This window comes from Mycobacterium sp. NPDC003449 (assembly GCF_053588415.1).
The window spans coordinates 38,562-54,028 of record NZ_JBSFPX010000023.1 but is presented as its reverse complement, the minus strand read 5'-3'; the positions used below and the strand labels follow the sequence as shown (position 1 = coordinate 54,028).

Below are 15,467 nucleotides of genomic sequence, written 5' to 3'. Positions count from 1 at the left end.
CGCCGCCCGTGCGAACCCGCACGCGCCGCGCCGGAACCGCTAGCTGGTGACGCCCTTGAGTTCGTCGCCGAGGGCCGCGGCTTCGGCTGGAGTCAGTTCGACAACGAGGCGCCCACCGCCCTCCAGCGGTACCCGCATCACGATCCCTCGCCCCTCTTTGGTTGCTTCCAGTGGACCGTCGCCGGTCCGGGGCTTCATCGCCGCCATCGAGTGCTCCCTCCAACTGAGCCGGCCCGCCTCAGCGGGCCAGGTTGGGGCCGAAGCCGTCCACTCGTTGACGGCACCCGGCGCTGAACTGCTACTGAACTACCCCTATTCTTCCCTATCGGCGACGCAGGGTGTGCAAAGACCCGTCGGATGCCGACCGCGTGGCGCCTAACTCGCCCGCGGAACCCAGCAGGCGGCGATATGGTCGTCGACCATTCCGGTGGCCTGCATCAACGCGTAGGCCGTCGTCGGGCCCACGAATTTGAAACCCCGCTTCTTGAGTTCCTTGGCCATCGCCTTCGACTCCGGGGTCACGGCGGGCACCTGGGACAGGTCGGCAGGCCGCGGACGGCGCGGCGGCGCGAACGACCACAGCAGCTCACCCAGGTCGACGTCCAGATCACCCACGGCCCTGGCGTTGGCGATGGTGGCTTCGATCTTGGCGCGGTTGCGCACGATGCCGGCGTCGGTCAGGAGCCGCTCGACGTCGGCGTCGGTGTAGCGCGCGACCCGCTCGGCGTCGAAACCGCCGAACGCCTTGCGGAAGTTCTCCCGCTTTCGCAGGATGACCAGCCAGGACAACCCGCTCTGGAAGGCCTCCAGGCTGACCCGCTCGAACAGGGCCTTGGAATCATGCAGCGGTTGGCCCCACTCGGTGTCGTGGTAGTCGCGGTAGAGGGTGTCGCCACCGGCGCCCGGCTGAGCCCAGCCACAGCGGACGCGACCGTCGTCGGCGGTGCCGACAGTCCGGCCATCGTCGGCGGTGCCGACAGTCCGGCCATCGTCGCTCATGACGGCTCGTCGGATGCCGGCCGCACCCGCCCGGCCGTCGCCGACACCTCGACATCCCCGGATTCGTCGTCCGGGTCGGCGTCCTCGTCGGGCACCCCGTACGCCGCGCGCACCGCGGCCAACTCGCCGCGCAGCGCGTCCAGTTCGGTGCCGAGCCGGTCCAGCACCCAGTCGACTTCGCTGGTCTTGTAGCCGCGCACGGCCTGGGCGAACCGCAGCGCCCCGACATCGGTGCCGGTGACGCCCGATGCGGGCAGCACGGTCGCGGTGGTCCCTCGGGGCAGGGGCGGCAGCGTCTCGCCGCGGCCGAAGATGACGCTGCCCAGCCCGAACAGCACCGTGGCGACCAGGACCAGCACCACCAGGTACAGCAGTATCAGTGTCACGTCTTCGATACTGCCTCACGCGGGTGACATGGCGGGCGCGCGCGGCCGCCATGTCACCGACGGACGCTAGGTCATCCTGGCGATCAGCTGCTCCGCGGCAGACGACATGTGTTCGTGCAGAAAGGAGAGTGCGCCGGAGGCGTCGCCGGCCTCGATGAAATCCACGATCGGGACATGCCGGTGATAGGAGGCGTTGGCGCGGGCGGGCGCGTCGCCTGCGGCGATCATGGTGATCCGGATGACGCCGCTGATGCTCGTCCAGGCCTGCACCAAGGCCGCATTGCCGGCTTGAGCGCAGATGGTCCCGTGGAAGTCGAGGTCGGCGTCCATGTCGTCGGCCAGCGACAGCGGCTCGCGCAGGCGCTCGAGTTTCGAGCGGATCACCCTGACATCTGCGGCCCGGTCCTGTCGCGTGCACAGGCGGCGCACCGCGATGGATTCCAGGCCGAGACGCACTTCGAAGATGTCGTCCACTTCGGAGGGTGAGACTTTGCGGACCGAGACCCGGCCGCGGCTGTCCTGGGTCAGCAGTCCCTCCTGCTGCAGTTGACGTAGGGCCTCGCGGAGCGTGGCCCGGCTGACCTTCATGGACGTACTGAGGTCGACCTCCCCGAGGTGCGTTCCCGGGGCGATGGAGCCGTCGGAGATGGCGGAGCGCAGATGGTCGACGACCGACTCGCGCAGGGTGAGTCGGGTCGGCACTCCCAGGTCGAATTGAGTCATAGAACCTCCGTGGTGAGACTACGACACCGTGATCAATATGTCGGGTTGACGAACTGTCGACATGTCGGCAGTATGCTGTGCGGACCATCACACCATCCCGAGGAGGCGGCGTTGCCGCAGCACAGCGCATCGCACACCGGACACCGGGTTCCGACCGTCGTCCTGGATGACGACCCGACCGGAACCCAGATGGCGACCGGTGTCACTGTCCTGCTGGACTGGTCGGCCCGGCGGATCGCCGAGGTGCTGTCCGCCGAGGGGTCGCTGTACGTGCAGACGAACTCCCGCGCCTTGGAGGAGCAGGCCGCGGTCGAGCTCGCCACCGCGCTGCGCGACGCCGTCGCCTCGGCGTCGGACGAGCTGGGCCGACCGGTCCGGGTGGTCTTGCGCGGTGACTCGACACTGCGTGGCCACGTCTTCGCCGAGTCCGAGGTCTTCGCAGGCGATTCCAGCCCGGTGCTGTTCGTGCCCGCCTTCCCGCAAGGCGGGCGGACCACGTCCAAGTCGGTGCACTACCTGGTGGTGGACGGGGTGCGGATGCCGGTCGGTGAGACGGAGTTCGCGCGGGATCCGGTCTTCGGGTTCTCGTCCTCGAACCTGGTGGACTGGGTTCGCGAGAAGGGCGGCGCGCACGGTCTGGCATTCCCCGTCGAGAACCTGCGGGCCAGCGGCGGCCGCGGGCTGGCCGAGCTCCTCATCAACGCCCCGGCGGGTGCCTGGGTGGTGCCGGACGCCGAGACCGACGAGGACATCGACCTGATCCACCGGGCCCTCGAGGCCGCCGAGGCCCAGGGGCGCGCCGTGGTCACCCGCTGCGCCGCGACGCTCGCCGCCCTGTGCGCGGGCGCCCTGAGCACCTCGCTGCTACCGCGTCCCATCGCGGTAGCGGGCGGAATCGACACCGCCGCCAAAGTTCTGCTGGTCTGCGGGTCGCACACCGGGGCCAGCACCCGCCAGCTCGCCGCGCTGTGTGAGCGGCACGGGATCCGGCCGGTGCAGATCCCGACCGATGAGGCCTTCGCCGACCCCGGGGCCGCCGGGGCCACCGCCGCCGAACAGGTTCTGCAGGCGTTCGAATCCGCGAACCTGATGGTGCTTTCCAGCGAACGGCACCGGCGCGCCGGCGACGACTCCCTGTCCCATGGCGAGCTCGTCATGCGCGCCCTCATGGCCGCCACCGCCACCGTCCTGCGCACCGTACGCACCGTGGTCTCCAAGGGCGGCATCACCTCGGCCGAGGTCGCGCGGATCGGTTTCGGGGCGACCGAGGCCACGGTGCGCGGGCAGGTCGCCGCGGGCATCTCCGTCTGGGACCTGCACACCGAAGGCGCGCCCGGCACCCAGGTTGTCGTCCCGGGCAACGTCGGCGACACCGGCTCACTCATCGATGTCATCGAGGCGATCGGCATCCACGTCACATCAAAGGAGACACAGCGCGCATGAGCGACGCTTGCGGAGCGAATCAACGATCTGAAATGCGGGAGCCGAGCTTGCGAGGCAACCGCATGAGCACCACGAGCGACGCTCAGGCTTCCCCGTCCGTCCTCATCACCGGCGCCGCCGGCTTCCTCGGCACCCTGCTGGCGCAGCGACTCCTCGCCACCGAATCCTTCACGGCCTGCGGTCGCGAGCTCGGCGCGCTGGGGCAGCTGACACTGCTGGATATCGTTGCGCCCCAAGCGCATATCACCGCCGACGGCCGTGTGCAGGTCGCCGTCGGTTCGGTGCAGGACACCGTGGCGGAGCTCGGCGAGTTCGACGTGATCTTCCACCTCGCCGGCGTGGTCAGCGGCGCCGCCGAGACCGACTTCGACCTGGGCATGCGGACCAATGTGGACGCCACCCGCCAATTGCTGGAACATGCCCGCGGCTTCGCCACCCCGGCCGTACTGGTGTTCACCAGTTCCCTGGCCGTATACGGGGCCGATCCGGCGATCGGTCCGGTCGGGGACGTGGACGACGACACCCTGCCACGGCCGCAATCCAGTTACGGCATACAGAAGTTCATCAGCGAGCAGCTGGTCGCCGACTACTCCCGCAAGGGGTTCATCGACGGCCGCACCGTGCGCCTGATGACGGTCTCGGTGCGGCCCGGCCGACCCAACGCCGCGGCGTCCGGCTTCATGTCCGGCATCGTCCGTGAACCCCTCGCCGGGGTGACCGCGCCGTGCCCGGTGCCCCCGGACACCGAGATTGCGCTCTCGTCCCCACGCCTGACCGTCGACGGCATCGTCACCGCCGCCGCCGTCGACACCGCCGGGTGGGGCAGCCGTACCGCCATGAATCTGCCCGCCCTGACCACCACCCCGCGCCGGATGGCCGACGCCATGGATCGCGTCACCGGCACCGACCGCAGCTCCCTCATCGAGTGGGGGAACGACGACGATGTGGCCGCGATCGTGGGGAGTTGGCCCTCGCGGTTCACGACGGCCCGCGCGCGGCGCCTCGGTCTGCGCCCCGCGGCCTCGTTCGACGAGATCGTCTCCGAATACCTCACCACCGTGGCGGTCACCGCCGACGCCTGACCAGAACCCCACAGCCGAAGGAGTCACAGCCATGAGCAACGCACAGGGTTACACCTACGACGATCTCTACGTCGGGATGGAGTTCAGGTCCCCCGGCCGCACCGTCACCGACGCCGACCTGGTCGGTTTCGCCGGTTTGACCGGCGACTATTCCGAACTGCACACCTCCGACGTGTACGCGGAGGCCAGCCAGTTCGGTCGCCGCGTCGCGCACGGCATGCTGGGCCTGGCCTATGCGCACGGCCTGATGTGGCCCCGCACGGGTGAACTGCGCCAGACTGCCATCGCGTTCCTCGGGATCAGCGACTGGCGCTTCCGCGGCCCGCTGTTCGTCGGCGACACGATGTTCGTCGACTACGCGATCGCCGAGCTGCGGGACAGCGAGTCGAAGCCGGACCAGGCGATCGCGACGTTCGACGTCAGGATCGTCAACCAGCGCGGCGAGACCGTGCAGCAGGGGCGCAAGGCCCTGCTGTGCTCCAAGGTGCCGCTGGCCGCCGTCACCGCCTCCGGTCAACACCCCACCCCAGAGGACACCAAGTGAGCGGTCGGCTCCAAGGACGCACCGCCGTCGTGACCGGCGCGGCCCAGGGCATCGGCGCCGGCGTAGCCGAGCGCCTCGTCTCCGAGGGCGCCAAGGTGCTGGTGGCGGACCTCGACCTCGGGGCCGCCGAGGAAACCGCCCGGCGCCTTGGCGGCGCCGCCTCACCCTTCCGGGTCGACGTGACGGACCGCGCAGGCGTCGACGCCCTCCCCGGGGCGGCGCAGGCCGCATTCGGCACCGCGATGGATCTGCTGGTGTGCAATGCCGGCATCCAGACCTGGACCCGCGCGGTGGACATAACCACCGAGGAATGGGATGCCGTGTTGGACACCAACGCCCGCGGCATCCTCTACTGCCTGCAGATGGCCGCCCGTGCCATGGCCGACGCCGAGCCCGGATCGTCCGAGGCCCCGGCGATCGTGGCGATGGCCTCCATCCAGGGCCGCCTGGCCGGACCGTACTACCCGCACTACTCCGCCTCCAAGGCCGCGGTGCTGAGCCTGGTGAAGTCCTTCGCGATGGCGCTGGCGCCGCAGGGTATCCGGGTCAACGCGGTGGCCCCCGGCATCGTCGACACCCCGCTGTGGGACCGCGCCGACGCGGCGCTGTCCGCGATCAAAGGCCAGGACGCCGGCGAGGCCAGGGCCGCGCGGATCGACGCCGTGCCGCTGCGGCGGCCGGGCACCGCGGCCGACATGGCGGCCGCAACGGCCTTCCTGCTGTCCGCCGACGCCTCCTACATCACCGGCGAATGCCTTCACGTGTGTGGCGGAGACCTGATGCTATGAACAAACTTCTGGCTCTCGCCGACGCCGCCGGCCTGGTGCCGTCCGGCGCCACGGTCGCTGTGGGCGGCAGCGGTTCGCTGCTGCAGGTACCCGAGTCCCTGCTCGGGGCGCTCGGTCACCGCTTCGAGGCCACCCGGTCCCCCACCGATCTGACGGTGGTCCATGTCATGGGGCTGGGAAACCACGAGGGCCGCGGCACCGACCACCTCGCCCGGCCCGGCCTGGTCCGCCGCTTCATCGGCTCGCACTTCGTGCTCAGTCCACGTCAGCAGCGGATGATCGCCGACGGCGAGGTCGAGGCGTTCGCGCTCCCGGCCGGCACGCTGTCGTTGACCTATCGCGAGATCGCCGCCCGCAGACCCGGTCTGCTCACCGACATCGGCCTGTGGACCCACACCGACCCCCGCGTCGGTGGGGGGCGGCTCAACGATGCGACGACGGACTGCCTCAGCCAGATCGTGGAGCTGGGCGGCCGGGAATGGTTGCACTATCCGGTCTTCGACATCGACGTGGCGCTGCTGCGCGCGTCGACGGCCGATCAGGCCGGAAACCTGAGCATGTGCGATGAGGCCGCGTTCAGCGACAACCTCGCCATCGCGCAGGCCGTGCGCAATTCCGGCGGGCTGGTGATCGCCGAGGTCAAGCGGGTGGTCGAAACCGGCACCATCCCCGGAGCCGAGGTGCGGGTGCCCGGCACGCTGGTCGATCACCTGGTGCTCACCGACTACCCGATGCAGACCCCGGTCACCGCATTCGACCCCGCCCGGACCGGGATGTTGCCACCCCGCGACGGCGTCATCGGACCCATCGACCTCGATCACCGCAAGGTGGTGGCCCGCCGTGCCGCCGGTGAACTGGAGGTGGGCGCCCTGGCCAACCTCGGGGTCGGCATGGCCAACGGGATTTCCCACGTGATCCACGAGGAGGGGTTGATCGACCAGGTGACCTTCACCGTGGAGCAGGGCATCTACGGCGGGGTCCCCGGGATCGGGCTGGACTCCGGCACCGCCGTCGACCCCACGGCCATCATCGACATGAGTAGCCAGTTCGATCTGTACGACGGCGGCGGCCTGGACTTCGCCGGGCTCGCCTTCGCGCAGATCGACCGCCACGGCAACGTCAACGTCACCAAGGCCGGTGACACCGTGATCGGTCCCGGTGGTTTCGTCGATATCTCGCAGCGCGCGGGCACCGTCGTGTTCTGCGGCACGGTCACCGGCGGAGGGCTGCACACCGAGATCGCGAATGGCGCACTGCGGATCGTGCGGGAGGGGCGCTACCCCAAGTTCGTCGAGGAAGTCGACGTTGTCACCTTCTCCGCCGCGCGGGCGCTGCGCGACGGCCAGCGGGTCGTCTACGTCACCGAACGCGCGGTTTTCGAATTACGCACGGACGGACTCACTCTCATCGAATTGGCACCGGGCCTCGACCTCGAGCGTGACCTGCTCTCGGCCATGCCGTTCCTGCCCAGGGTGGCTCCCGAACTTCGTGAGATGGACGCCCGGTTGTTCGCCGACGCCCCGATGGGCCTCACCCTGCGGCCCCGGCGGGTTCGTTCTCGCGGCGCCGAGCCCGAAAGGATCAGCACGCCATGACCGATGCCTTCGAGGGAATCCGGATCCTCGACTTCACCCAACTGGAGCAGGGCCCAAGTGCCACCCAGGTGTTCGCCGATTTCGGCGCCGATGTGATCAAGGTCGAGCGTATCGGCGCCGGGGAGATCGGCCGCCGCCAGTTCCCCACCATCGACGACTATTCACCGCACTGGTCGGCGACCAACCGCAACAAGCGCTCCATCTCCGTCGATCTGAAGCACCCCGAGGGGCGTGCGCTGATCCTGGATCTGGTCAAGGACGCCGACATCGTGGCCAGCAATTTCCGCCCTGGCGTCATGGACAAGCTCGGACTCGGCTGGACAGACCTGTCCGAGGTCAACCCCCGCATCATCGTGGGGTACGCCTCCGGGTACGGCCAGACCGGTCCCTATGCGCAGAATCGCGGGCAAGACCTTGCCGCGCAGGCCATCTCGGGACTGATGTCACTGACCGGCGCACAGGACGGCCCGCCGACACCGTCGGGCACGTTCATGATCGACTACCTGGCCTCGATGCAGTTCGCCCAGGGCATGATGATCGCCCTTGCCGCGCGCGAGCGCACCGGGCGCGGCCAGGTCGTGGATACCTGCCTGCTCAACGCCGCTGTGGCCAGCCACCTGCAGGAGGGCACCACCTACCTGACCCAGGGGCAGGAATACCCCCGTCCGGCCGCGGGTATCGCGCACTCGCACAACACCGCCCTGTACGGCACCTACCGGTGCAGGGACGGCAGCTGGTACGTCCTGGTCGGCGAGTTCTACATCCCCCGGCCCTGGCAGCAGTGCGCCACCGCGCTCGGCCTGCCCGACGACGTCGTCGACGACCCGCGGTTCCAAGACAACGAGGGCCTGCTGATGCATGCGGAGGAGACCACCCGGCTGGTGCGCGAGGCCAGCCTGCGCTTCGACCGCGATGAGCTCATGGAGCGCTTCGCGGCGCAGGACGTGCTCGTGGCCCCGGTGAACGACTACGCCGAGGTGTTCTCCGATCCGCAGGTGCTCCACAACGAGATGGTGCTGGCGGCCGAGGTGCCCGGCGTGGGTCCGGTGAAGTTCGTCGGGATGCCGGTCAAGCTCTCCGACACACCCGGCCGCCTGCGCATGGTGCCGCCGAGCCTCGGCGAGCACAACGATCCGGTCCTCACCGAGGCCGGCCTCGATCCGCAGCGGATCGCCGAATTGAAGACCGCCGGGGTGGTCGGTAGCGAACGCGACGAACAACGTGCCGGCGCCCGCACGCGCTGGTGACCAACCCATCCCTCCCACCGATAAGGAACGAGACCTCATGACGGCGTCCACCACGGCCAAGACCGCGACCACGCTTCGCCTGCCCCGCGCCGACGGCACCATCGCGGAATACACCATGCATGAGCCGGCGAGCTTCGAGACGCACCCGGCGCAGTTCACCTCCCGCAAGGTGTACGCCGCCGCCCATGTGGTGGCCGATATCCGCGGTGACTACCAGCCCGGCGTCCTGGCCCCCGTCGACTGGGAGTCCACCGTCGAATTCCGCAAGTACCTCTTCTCCTATGGCATCGGCATCGCCGAGGGCATGGACACCTCCGAGCGCGGCCCGCAGGGCCTGGACTGGAACCAGGCCAAGACCCTCATCCGTTACGGCAACGAGGCCGCCGCGCAGGCAGGCGCGGCCATCGTCTCCGGTGCGGGTACCGACCAGCTCACCGCCGAGAACCCGACACTGCAGCAGGTCGTCGACGCCTACACCGAGCAGATCGAGTATGTGGAGAGCTGCGGCAGCGCCGCCGTCATCCGCGCCTCCCACGCCCTCGTCGCCGCCGCGACGACGGAGGACGATTACCTGCACGTCTACCGCGAGATCCTGGCGAAGGCGACCAAACCCGTTGTGGTGCACTGGCTCGGCACGGTTTTCGACCCGAGCCTGCGGGGCTACTGGGGCCACACCGACCTCCGCGAGGCCATGCGCGTGGTGCTGACCATGGCCGCGGAGAACCGGGCGAAGATTCAGGGCATCAAGTTCAGCCTGCTCGACGCCGAGTTCGAGAAGGAGTTCCGCGAACTGGTCCCCTCGGGCATCGACGTCTTCACCGGTGACGACTACGGCTACACCGAGCTGCTGCTCGGCGACGACAAGTCACACTCGCACGGCCTGCTCGGCGTCCTGGACCCGATCGCCCCCATCGCCTCGCAGGCCTTCGCGGCGCTGGACCGCGGCGATCGCGAAACCTTCCGCACCGTCATGGATTCCACCATCCCGTTCGCCGTGAAGATGTTCGAGGCCCCGGCGGCGCGCTACAAGACCGGCACCGTCTTCATGGCCTGGCTGTCCGGGTTCCAGGACCACTACCGCCAGGTCACCGGCCGCGAAGGGCAGCGCTCGGTACAGCACCTCACCGACCTGTTCATCGGCGCCGACCGGCTCGGCCTGCTGCCCAACCCCGACCTCGCCGCCCACCGGATGCGTCTCGTCCTGGCCGCGGCAGGCATCGAGTGAGACCCCCATCCCCCGAAAGGACCGAGCAATGACGCTCAACCCCGAAGCCGTCGCGGCCGCCCCGGCGCGCGCGCCGCTGGACGAGAAGTCCGTCAAGCGCATTGCCCTCGCCGGGGGCGTCGGCACCCTCATCGAGTACTACGACTACGCCCTCTACGGTTACGCGACGACGGTCATCGCGCCGCTGTTCTTCCCGAGCAGCGACCCGGTCGCCTCGCTGCTGTCCGCGCTGGCGGTGTTCGCCCTGTCCTACGTGATCCGTCCGGTGGGCGGCATCGTGTTCGGTGCCGTGGGTGACCGGTTGGGCCGCAAGCGAGCCCTGCTCATCACCATCCTCGGCGTCGGCGCGGCGACCTCGCTGGTCGGCGTGCTGCCGACCTACGCCACGGTGGGTTTGTGGGCTCCCGCGATGCTCTTCGTGGTGCGCCTGGCCCAGGGCTTCTTCGCCGGTGGCGAGATGGGCGGCGCGGCGACGGTGATCTCCGAGTTCGCGCCCGCCGACAAACGTTCGCGCTTCGGCGCCTACGTGCCGATCGGCTGCAACGCCGGGTACGCGGTGGCCTCGGGTGCGATGGGTGTGGTGGCCGGCCTCATGAGCGACGCCAACCTGACGTCCTGGGGCTGGCGGATCCCGTTCCTGATCGGCCTGCCGCTGACGATCTTCTGCTACGTGATCCGACGCAGGCTGCCCGATATGGACGCCATCACCGGGGGCGCGGCCAAACACGGCTTCCCGTTCATGGGTCTGCTGCGCAAGTACCCCAAGCCGCTGATCAAGGGGCTCGGCCTGGGCATCGGGATCCAGGGCGGCGCGTTCATCGGTTCCACCTTCATCGCCATCTACCTGGTCAACGACCTCGGCTATCCGAAGAGCGCGGTGTACTGGATCACCTGCGGCGTGCAGCTCTTCTCGGTGGCGGTGATGCCGTTCACGGCGCGGGTGGCCGACCGGGTCGGCCTGTGGCCCATCGCGGTCCTCGGCCTGGTGGGCTACGCGGTCCTGACGTACCCGGGCCTGCTCCTGATGGATCTGAACAACCTGACGGTCGCCACCCTGGGCTACATGCTGATCATCGTGAACATGTCGGTGCTGCAGGTCTCCGCATATTCGCTGATCCCCCGGCTCTTTCCGGAGGAGGTGCGTTACACCGGCTCGGCGCTGATCATCAATCTCGCCGTGGTGATCGCGGGTGGCACGGCACCGTTCATCGCGACCCTGCTGGTGGAGGTCACCGGTGATCTGCGCAGCCCCACCTGGTACGTGGTGGCCACCAGCGTGATCGGTCTGATCGCGATGTTCACCCTTCGCCGGGACAAGGCCGTCTCCCGCGGCTGACCCCCGACAGGAATTCTCATGCCCATCGCCACGCCCGAGCAGTACCTGGACATGATCGCCAGGGCCAAGGCGGACCGCTTCGCCTATCCGGCGTTCAATGTCACCTCCTCCCAGACCCTCAACGCTGCCCTGCAGGGACTGACGGAGGCGGGCTCCGACGGGATCATCCAGGTCACCATGGCCGGGGCCGCGCACTTCGGCGGGCACACCAGGCACGGGCAGGTGGCCGGCGCCGTCGCCATGGCCCGCTTCGCCAGGGAGGTGGCGGAAAACTATCCGGTCAGGGTGGCGCTGCACACCGACCACTGCCCGCTCGCCTCCCTCGACTCGTTCCTGCTCCCCCTGCTCGAGGCAGGCGAGCGGGAGTTGCGCAGCAATCGCCCGCAGTTGTTTCAGTCCCACATGTGGGACGGGTCCGCGCTTCCCGTGGCGCGCAACATCGAGATTTCCGGTGACCTCCTGCGGCGCACCCATGAGTTGGGTGCTCTGCTGGAGATCGAGGTGGGCGCAGTGGGTGGCCAGGAGGACGGCGTGGAACATCACGGGCCGGAGTCCGAGCGGTACACCGACCCGGCCGATGTGGTGCGCGTCGTGGAAGCCCTGTCCCTGGGCGAGCGGGGGCCGTGGATCGCGGCCCTCACCTTCGGCAACATCCACGGCGTCGCCACCGGTGTGACGGCCGAGCTGCGTCCCGAGCTGCTCGGGGAGATCCAGGGTTTGATCGCCTCGACGTACGGCACCGACCCCAACCCTCTTGACCTGGTCTTCCACGGTGGGTCCGGCTGCAGCGACGGGGAGATCACCGCGGCGATCGGCCACGGCGTGGTGAAGGTGAATATCGACACCGACACGCAGTACGCATTCACCAGGGCGATCGCCGACTGGGTGCTGCGCAACTACGACGGTGTGCTGAGGGTGGACGGCAAGGCGGGTTCGAAGCGGCTCTACCAGCCGCAGGCCTGGGGCGAGGCGGCCGAGGACTCGATGGCCGTCCGCGTCGCCGACGCGGCGCGTTCGCTCGGCTCGGCCGGGAGGTCCCGCGGCCCCGTCGGGTCCGCGATATGAGCGCGGCGGTCCTGCGGGTGGGCATCGTGGGCTGCGGCGGCATCTCCCGAAATCACCTCGCGGCGTTCGGGTCGGTGGCGGGCGCCGAGGTGGTCGCGGTGTGCGATGTGGATCCAGGGCGGGCGCGGGCGACGGCGGAGGAATTCGGGGTCCGGTCCGCGTACGGCAGCGTCGGGCAGCTGCTGGCGCACGGGGTGGACCTGGTGTCGGTGTGCACACCTCATCCGACACATGAGGCCGTCGTACTGGCCGCCGCCGCGGCCGGTGTTCATGTGCTGTGCGAGAAGCCGATCGCCACCGACCTGGCGGCGGCCGAACATATGGTGCGGGCCTGCGACGAGGCCGGGGTACGGCTCGGGGTCTGCCTCCAGCGCCGGTTCTGGCCTGCGGCACAGCGGATGCACACGGCGCTGGCGTCCGGGGAGTTGGGCACGCCGATCCTCGGCGAGTGCACCGTGCTGCTGGAACGCACGGCCGACTACTACGGGCGCGACGCGTGGCGGGGCAGCTGGGTGAGCGACGGCGGGGGTGTCCTGATGACGCAGGCGATTCACCACCTGGACCTGTTGCAGTGGCTGATGGGCGACATCGCCGAGGTCTACGGGCGGGTCACGACGTTCACCCACGGCGACCACATCGAGGTCGAGGACTCCGCCGTGGCCACGCTGGCGTTCACCTCGGGCGCGATGGCCACGCTCCAGGCCACCACCGCGGCGAACCCGTCGCTGGGTGCCCAGGTACGGGTCACCACCTCTTCCGGGGCGAGCGTGCAGCTCACCGAATTCCCGGAGGGAACCGACGCCCGCATCGACGTCTGGGCCCAGAACGGCCGGTTGCGGTCCGAGGAACCGTTCCCGGCCGACGCCGAACCCCACGTGGAGTTGAGCGATATCAATCGCCGGCTCCTCCCGCACCACACCGCGCAGGTGGCCGACTTCGTGGCGGCGCTCCGCCGTGGCGGGCGACCCGCGGTCGACGGGCCCGACGCCACCCGGGCGCTGCGCATCCTGCTCGCCGTCTACGAGTCCGCACGGACGGGACGACCCGTCCGGTTCGCCTCGGCGCCCGGCACCGTGACCATCCCCGAGACGGTGCGGTCCACGGTCCCCTGACCCGGGATAACTAGCGCGGCCGCAGCGTGCTCATCGGCGGCCGGTCGGCCAGCGACACCGAGGACACCCTCGGGGTGAACCCGTCGCCGTCGGCGAAGAACTGGGTCAGCCCGATGCCGGAGTCGGCGATGCCGCAGCGCGACAGCAGGGTCGCGATCACCTGCCGGCTCATCGACGCCAGCTCGGTCAGCGGCCGGTTACGGTGCGTGCGGACCCCCAGGTTGACCTGCGCGATGGCGTCGAGGCCGAGCCGGTCGTAGGTGTCGACGAGCAGGCCGACCTCGACGCCGTAGCCGGGGGCGAACGGCACCGATGTGAGCAGTTCGCGGGTGCCGGCGTATTCGCCGCCCAGCGGCTGCAGCACACAGTTCAGCTCGGGGCGCAGCGACGCCAGCAACGGGCGGGCGACGAGTTCGGTGACCCGGCCACCGCCGTTGGCGTCCTCGCGGCCACTGATGTTCAGCGGGCGCCGGTAGAACCCCTTGACCAGGTGCACACCGTCGGTCGTGAGCAACGGGCCCAGCAGTTTCGGGACGAACATCGGGTCGGGGTCGATCAGGTCGGAGTCGACGAACACGATGATGTCGCCGGTGGTCGCGGCCAGGGACCGCCACAGCACCTCGCCCTTGCCGGGTTGCGGGGCCAGCTCGGGCAGCGCCACCTCACGGCTGACCACCCGGGCGCCCGCGGCGACGGCCCGGATCTCGGTGTCGTCGGTGGAACCCGAATCCAGCACGATCAGCTCGTCGACCAGGCCGCCCAGCAGCGGTGCGATGGTCTCGACGACCGATCCGACGGTCTCTTCCTCGTCCAGGGCGGGCAGCACCACCGATACGGTGCGCCCGGCCTTCGCGGCCAGCAATTCGGCAACCGTCCACGCCGGACGGTTCCAGCTGTGGTCGGTCAGCCAGCGGTGTCCGGCAACGCCATCGTCGACGGTCAGTTCAGGCAGCAGGTCTGTCATGCCAGTCCCCTCACTGTTCGTGCGGGCTTCCGCACTCCCTGGATCGACGCGACCATTTCCAGTACGCGCCGAGTGGGCCCCACCTCGTGCACCCGGAACATGGCGGCGCCGTCCGCGGCAGCGAGTGCGGTCGCGGCCAGCGTGCCTTCCAGGCGTTCGGTCAGGTCCACACCCAGAGTCTCCCCGACGAAATCCTTGTTGCTCAGGGCCATCAGGACCGGCCATCCGGTCTTAACAAGATCTTTTACGTGGCGCAACAAACTAAGGCCGTGGTAAGTGTTCTTGCCGAAATCGTGGGTCGGATCGATCAGGATCTTCTCGGCCGGCACCCCCACCGCCACGGCATGCTCGGCCGCCGCGGTGACCTCGGCAACGACGTCGTCGACCACGCCGCGTTCGGTGATGCCGTAGTTCACCCGGAACGGCCGGGTCCGCGGCACCGCACCGCCGGTGTGCGAACACACCAATCCCGCACCGAACTCGGCGGCCACCTCGGGCAGGCCCGGGTCGGCGCCGGCCCAGGTGTCGTTGATCAGGTCGGCGCCGGCCGCGCAGGCCTGCTTGGCGACGCTCGCCCGCCAGGTGTCGACACTGATCAGCTGGTCCGGGTAGCGGCCCCGCAGCCATTCGATGAACGGCAGCACGCGGGCCGATTCCTCGTCGGCGTCGACCGTGCTGCCCGGGCCGGCTTTGACGCCGCCGACGTCGATCACGTCGGCGCCCGCCTCGATGACGCGGGCCGCCGCTGCTTTGGCGGCGTCATCGGTGAAGGTGGCGCCCCGGTCGTAGAACGAGTCCGGGGTGCGGTTGACGATCGCCATGATCAGCGCCCGGTCACCAGCGACCGGGCGTCCGCAGAACGTTCTCCCCTCGCCCGTCAACACGCCTTCCATAGTGCCTGGTCGCCTTCGGGTGGGGTCCGGTCCGCCGGGCCCGTCGGCCGTTTTCCACCCCGGGG

Annotated in this window: 16 protein-coding genes; 10 read left to right on the top strand and 6 right to left on the bottom strand. The window is 69.5% G+C overall.

The window, feature by feature from the left end:
• Positions 1-39 precede the first annotated feature (39 nt).
• The 4 genes from ACWDTP_RS09365 to ACWDTP_RS09350 form a co-directional block, all read right to left on the bottom strand.
• Positions 40-207: a DUF3117 domain-containing protein gene (locus ACWDTP_RS09365; protein ID WP_019510482.1), complete on the bottom strand. Its 168-nt coding sequence runs from the start codon at positions 205-207 to the stop codon at positions 40-42.
• Between the two features lie 168 nt (positions 208-375).
• Entirely contained in the window at positions 376-999 is a 624-nt protein-coding gene (locus ACWDTP_RS09360) for a DNA-3-methyladenine glycosylase I (protein WP_450018831.1), read from the bottom strand.
• Positions 996-1,385 carry a DivIVA domain-containing protein gene (locus tag ACWDTP_RS09355; RefSeq protein WP_450018829.1) on the bottom strand — a complete coding sequence of 130 codons (390 nt, stop codon included), beginning with the start codon at positions 1,383-1,385 and terminating at the stop codon, positions 996-998. The genes ACWDTP_RS09360 and ACWDTP_RS09355 overlap by 4 nt, the downstream gene beginning before the upstream one ends.
• A gap of 66 nt (positions 1,386-1,451) precedes the next feature.
• Positions 1,452-2,108, bottom strand: coding sequence for a GntR family transcriptional regulator (locus ACWDTP_RS09350; RefSeq protein WP_450018827.1), 657 nt, complete (start codon positions 2,106-2,108; stop codon positions 1,452-1,454).
• Positions 2,109-2,219: 111 nt separating this feature from the next.
• Between ACWDTP_RS09350 and ACWDTP_RS09345 the strand changes: the two genes are divergently transcribed.
• From ACWDTP_RS09345 to ACWDTP_RS09300, 10 genes are all read left to right on the top strand, one after another.
• Positions 2,220-3,551: a four-carbon acid sugar kinase family protein gene (locus ACWDTP_RS09345; protein WP_450018825.1), complete on the top strand. Its 1,332-nt coding sequence runs from the start codon at positions 2,220-2,222 to the stop codon at positions 3,549-3,551.
• Between the two features lie 62 nt (positions 3,552-3,613).
• On the top strand, positions 3,614-4,633 hold the full coding sequence (gene denD, locus ACWDTP_RS09340; RefSeq protein ID WP_450018823.1) for a D-erythronate dehydrogenase: 1,020 nt from the start codon (positions 3,614-3,616) through the stop codon (positions 4,631-4,633).
• A gap of 31 nt (positions 4,634-4,664) precedes the next feature.
• Positions 4,665-5,177 (top strand): MaoC/PaaZ C-terminal domain-containing protein, encoded by a 513-nt coding sequence (locus ACWDTP_RS09335; protein ID WP_450018821.1) that lies wholly within the window; start codon positions 4,665-4,667, stop codon positions 5,175-5,177.
• Positions 5,174-5,965: an SDR family NAD(P)-dependent oxidoreductase gene (locus ACWDTP_RS09330; RefSeq protein ID WP_450018819.1), complete on the top strand. Its 792-nt coding sequence runs from the start codon at positions 5,174-5,176 to the stop codon at positions 5,963-5,965. Before ACWDTP_RS09335 ends, ACWDTP_RS09330 begins: the two co-directional genes overlap by 4 nt.
• Positions 5,962-7,560, top strand: coding sequence for an acyl CoA:acetate/3-ketoacid CoA transferase (locus tag ACWDTP_RS09325; RefSeq protein WP_450018817.1), 1,599 nt, complete (start codon positions 5,962-5,964; stop codon positions 7,558-7,560). Before ACWDTP_RS09330 ends, ACWDTP_RS09325 begins: the two co-directional genes overlap by 4 nt.
• Positions 7,557-8,807, top strand: coding sequence for a CaiB/BaiF CoA transferase family protein (locus tag ACWDTP_RS09320; protein ID WP_450018815.1), 1,251 nt, complete (start codon positions 7,557-7,559; stop codon positions 8,805-8,807). The genes ACWDTP_RS09325 and ACWDTP_RS09320 overlap by 4 nt, the downstream gene beginning before the upstream one ends.
• A gap of 37 nt (positions 8,808-8,844) precedes the next feature.
• Positions 8,845-10,032, top strand: a complete 1,188-nt coding sequence (locus ACWDTP_RS09315) for a DUF993 family protein (protein WP_450018813.1) — start codon at positions 8,845-8,847, stop codon at positions 10,030-10,032.
• A 28-nt stretch (positions 10,033-10,060) separates the two neighbouring features.
• Positions 10,061-11,368, top strand: a complete 1,308-nt coding sequence (locus tag ACWDTP_RS09310) for an MFS transporter (protein WP_450018811.1) — start codon at positions 10,061-10,063, stop codon at positions 11,366-11,368.
• 18 nt (positions 11,369-11,386) lie between these two features.
• The gene (fbaA, locus tag ACWDTP_RS09305) at positions 11,387-12,433 is read left to right on the top strand and encodes a class II fructose-bisphosphate aldolase (RefSeq protein ID WP_450018809.1); all 1,047 of its coding nucleotides are present in this window, start codon (positions 11,387-11,389) and stop codon (positions 12,431-12,433) included.
• Positions 12,430-13,545 carry a Gfo/Idh/MocA family protein gene (locus ACWDTP_RS09300; RefSeq protein ID WP_450018807.1) on the top strand — a complete coding sequence of 372 codons (1,116 nt, stop codon included), beginning with the start codon at positions 12,430-12,432 and terminating at the stop codon, positions 13,543-13,545. The genes fbaA and ACWDTP_RS09300 overlap by 4 nt, the downstream gene beginning before the upstream one ends.
• Before the next feature lie 10 nt (positions 13,546-13,555).
• Here ACWDTP_RS09300 and ACWDTP_RS09295 read toward each other — a convergent pair whose 3' ends face one another.
• Positions 13,556-14,509 carry a glucosyl-3-phosphoglycerate synthase gene (locus ACWDTP_RS09295; protein WP_450018805.1) on the bottom strand — a complete coding sequence of 318 codons (954 nt, stop codon included), beginning with the start codon at positions 14,507-14,509 and terminating at the stop codon, positions 13,556-13,558.
• Entirely contained in the window at positions 14,506-15,402 is an 897-nt protein-coding gene (gene folP, locus ACWDTP_RS09290; protein WP_450018803.1) for a dihydropteroate synthase, read from the bottom strand. Before folP ends, ACWDTP_RS09295 begins: the two co-directional genes overlap by 4 nt.
• Positions 15,403-15,467: the final 65 nt, after the last annotated feature.

What these genes read in the sequence shown, in the direction of transcription:
- ACWDTP_RS09320 (WP_450018815.1), top strand. Translation starts at nt 7,557, where the DNA reads ATGACCGATGCCTTCGAGGGAATCCGGATCCTCGACTTCACCCAACTG.
- ACWDTP_RS09350 (WP_450018827.1), bottom strand. Translation starts at nt 2,108, where the DNA reads ATGACTCAATTCGACCTGGGAGTGCCGACCCGACTCACCCTGCGCGAG.
- ACWDTP_RS09360 (WP_450018831.1), bottom strand. Translation starts at nt 999, where the DNA reads ATGAGCGACGATGGCCGGACTGTCGGCACCGCCGACGATGGCCGGACT.
- ACWDTP_RS09365 (WP_019510482.1), bottom strand. Translation starts at nt 207, where the DNA reads ATGGCGGCGATGAAGCCCCGGACCGGCGACGGTCCACTGGAAGCAACC.
- ACWDTP_RS09315 (WP_450018813.1), top strand. Translation starts at nt 8,845, where the DNA reads ATGACGGCGTCCACCACGGCCAAGACCGCGACCACGCTTCGCCTGCCC.
- ACWDTP_RS09335 (WP_450018821.1), top strand. Translation starts at nt 4,665, where the DNA reads ATGAGCAACGCACAGGGTTACACCTACGACGATCTCTACGTCGGGATG.
- folP (WP_450018803.1), bottom strand. Translation starts at nt 15,402, where the DNA reads ATGGAAGGCGTGTTGACGGGCGAGGGGAGAACGTTCTGCGGACGCCCG.
- ACWDTP_RS09300 (WP_450018807.1), top strand. Translation starts at nt 12,430, where the DNA reads ATGAGCGCGGCGGTCCTGCGGGTGGGCATCGTGGGCTGCGGCGGCATC.
- ACWDTP_RS09295 (WP_450018805.1), bottom strand. Translation starts at nt 14,509, where the DNA reads ATGACAGACCTGCTGCCTGAACTGACCGTCGACGATGGCGTTGCCGGA.
- fbaA (WP_450018809.1), top strand. Translation starts at nt 11,387, where the DNA reads ATGCCCATCGCCACGCCCGAGCAGTACCTGGACATGATCGCCAGGGCC.
- ACWDTP_RS09310 (WP_450018811.1), top strand. Translation starts at nt 10,061, where the DNA reads ATGACGCTCAACCCCGAAGCCGTCGCGGCCGCCCCGGCGCGCGCGCCG.
- denD (WP_450018823.1), top strand. Translation starts at nt 3,614, where the DNA reads ATGAGCACCACGAGCGACGCTCAGGCTTCCCCGTCCGTCCTCATCACC.
- ACWDTP_RS09325 (WP_450018817.1), top strand. Translation starts at nt 5,962, where the DNA reads ATGAACAAACTTCTGGCTCTCGCCGACGCCGCCGGCCTGGTGCCGTCC.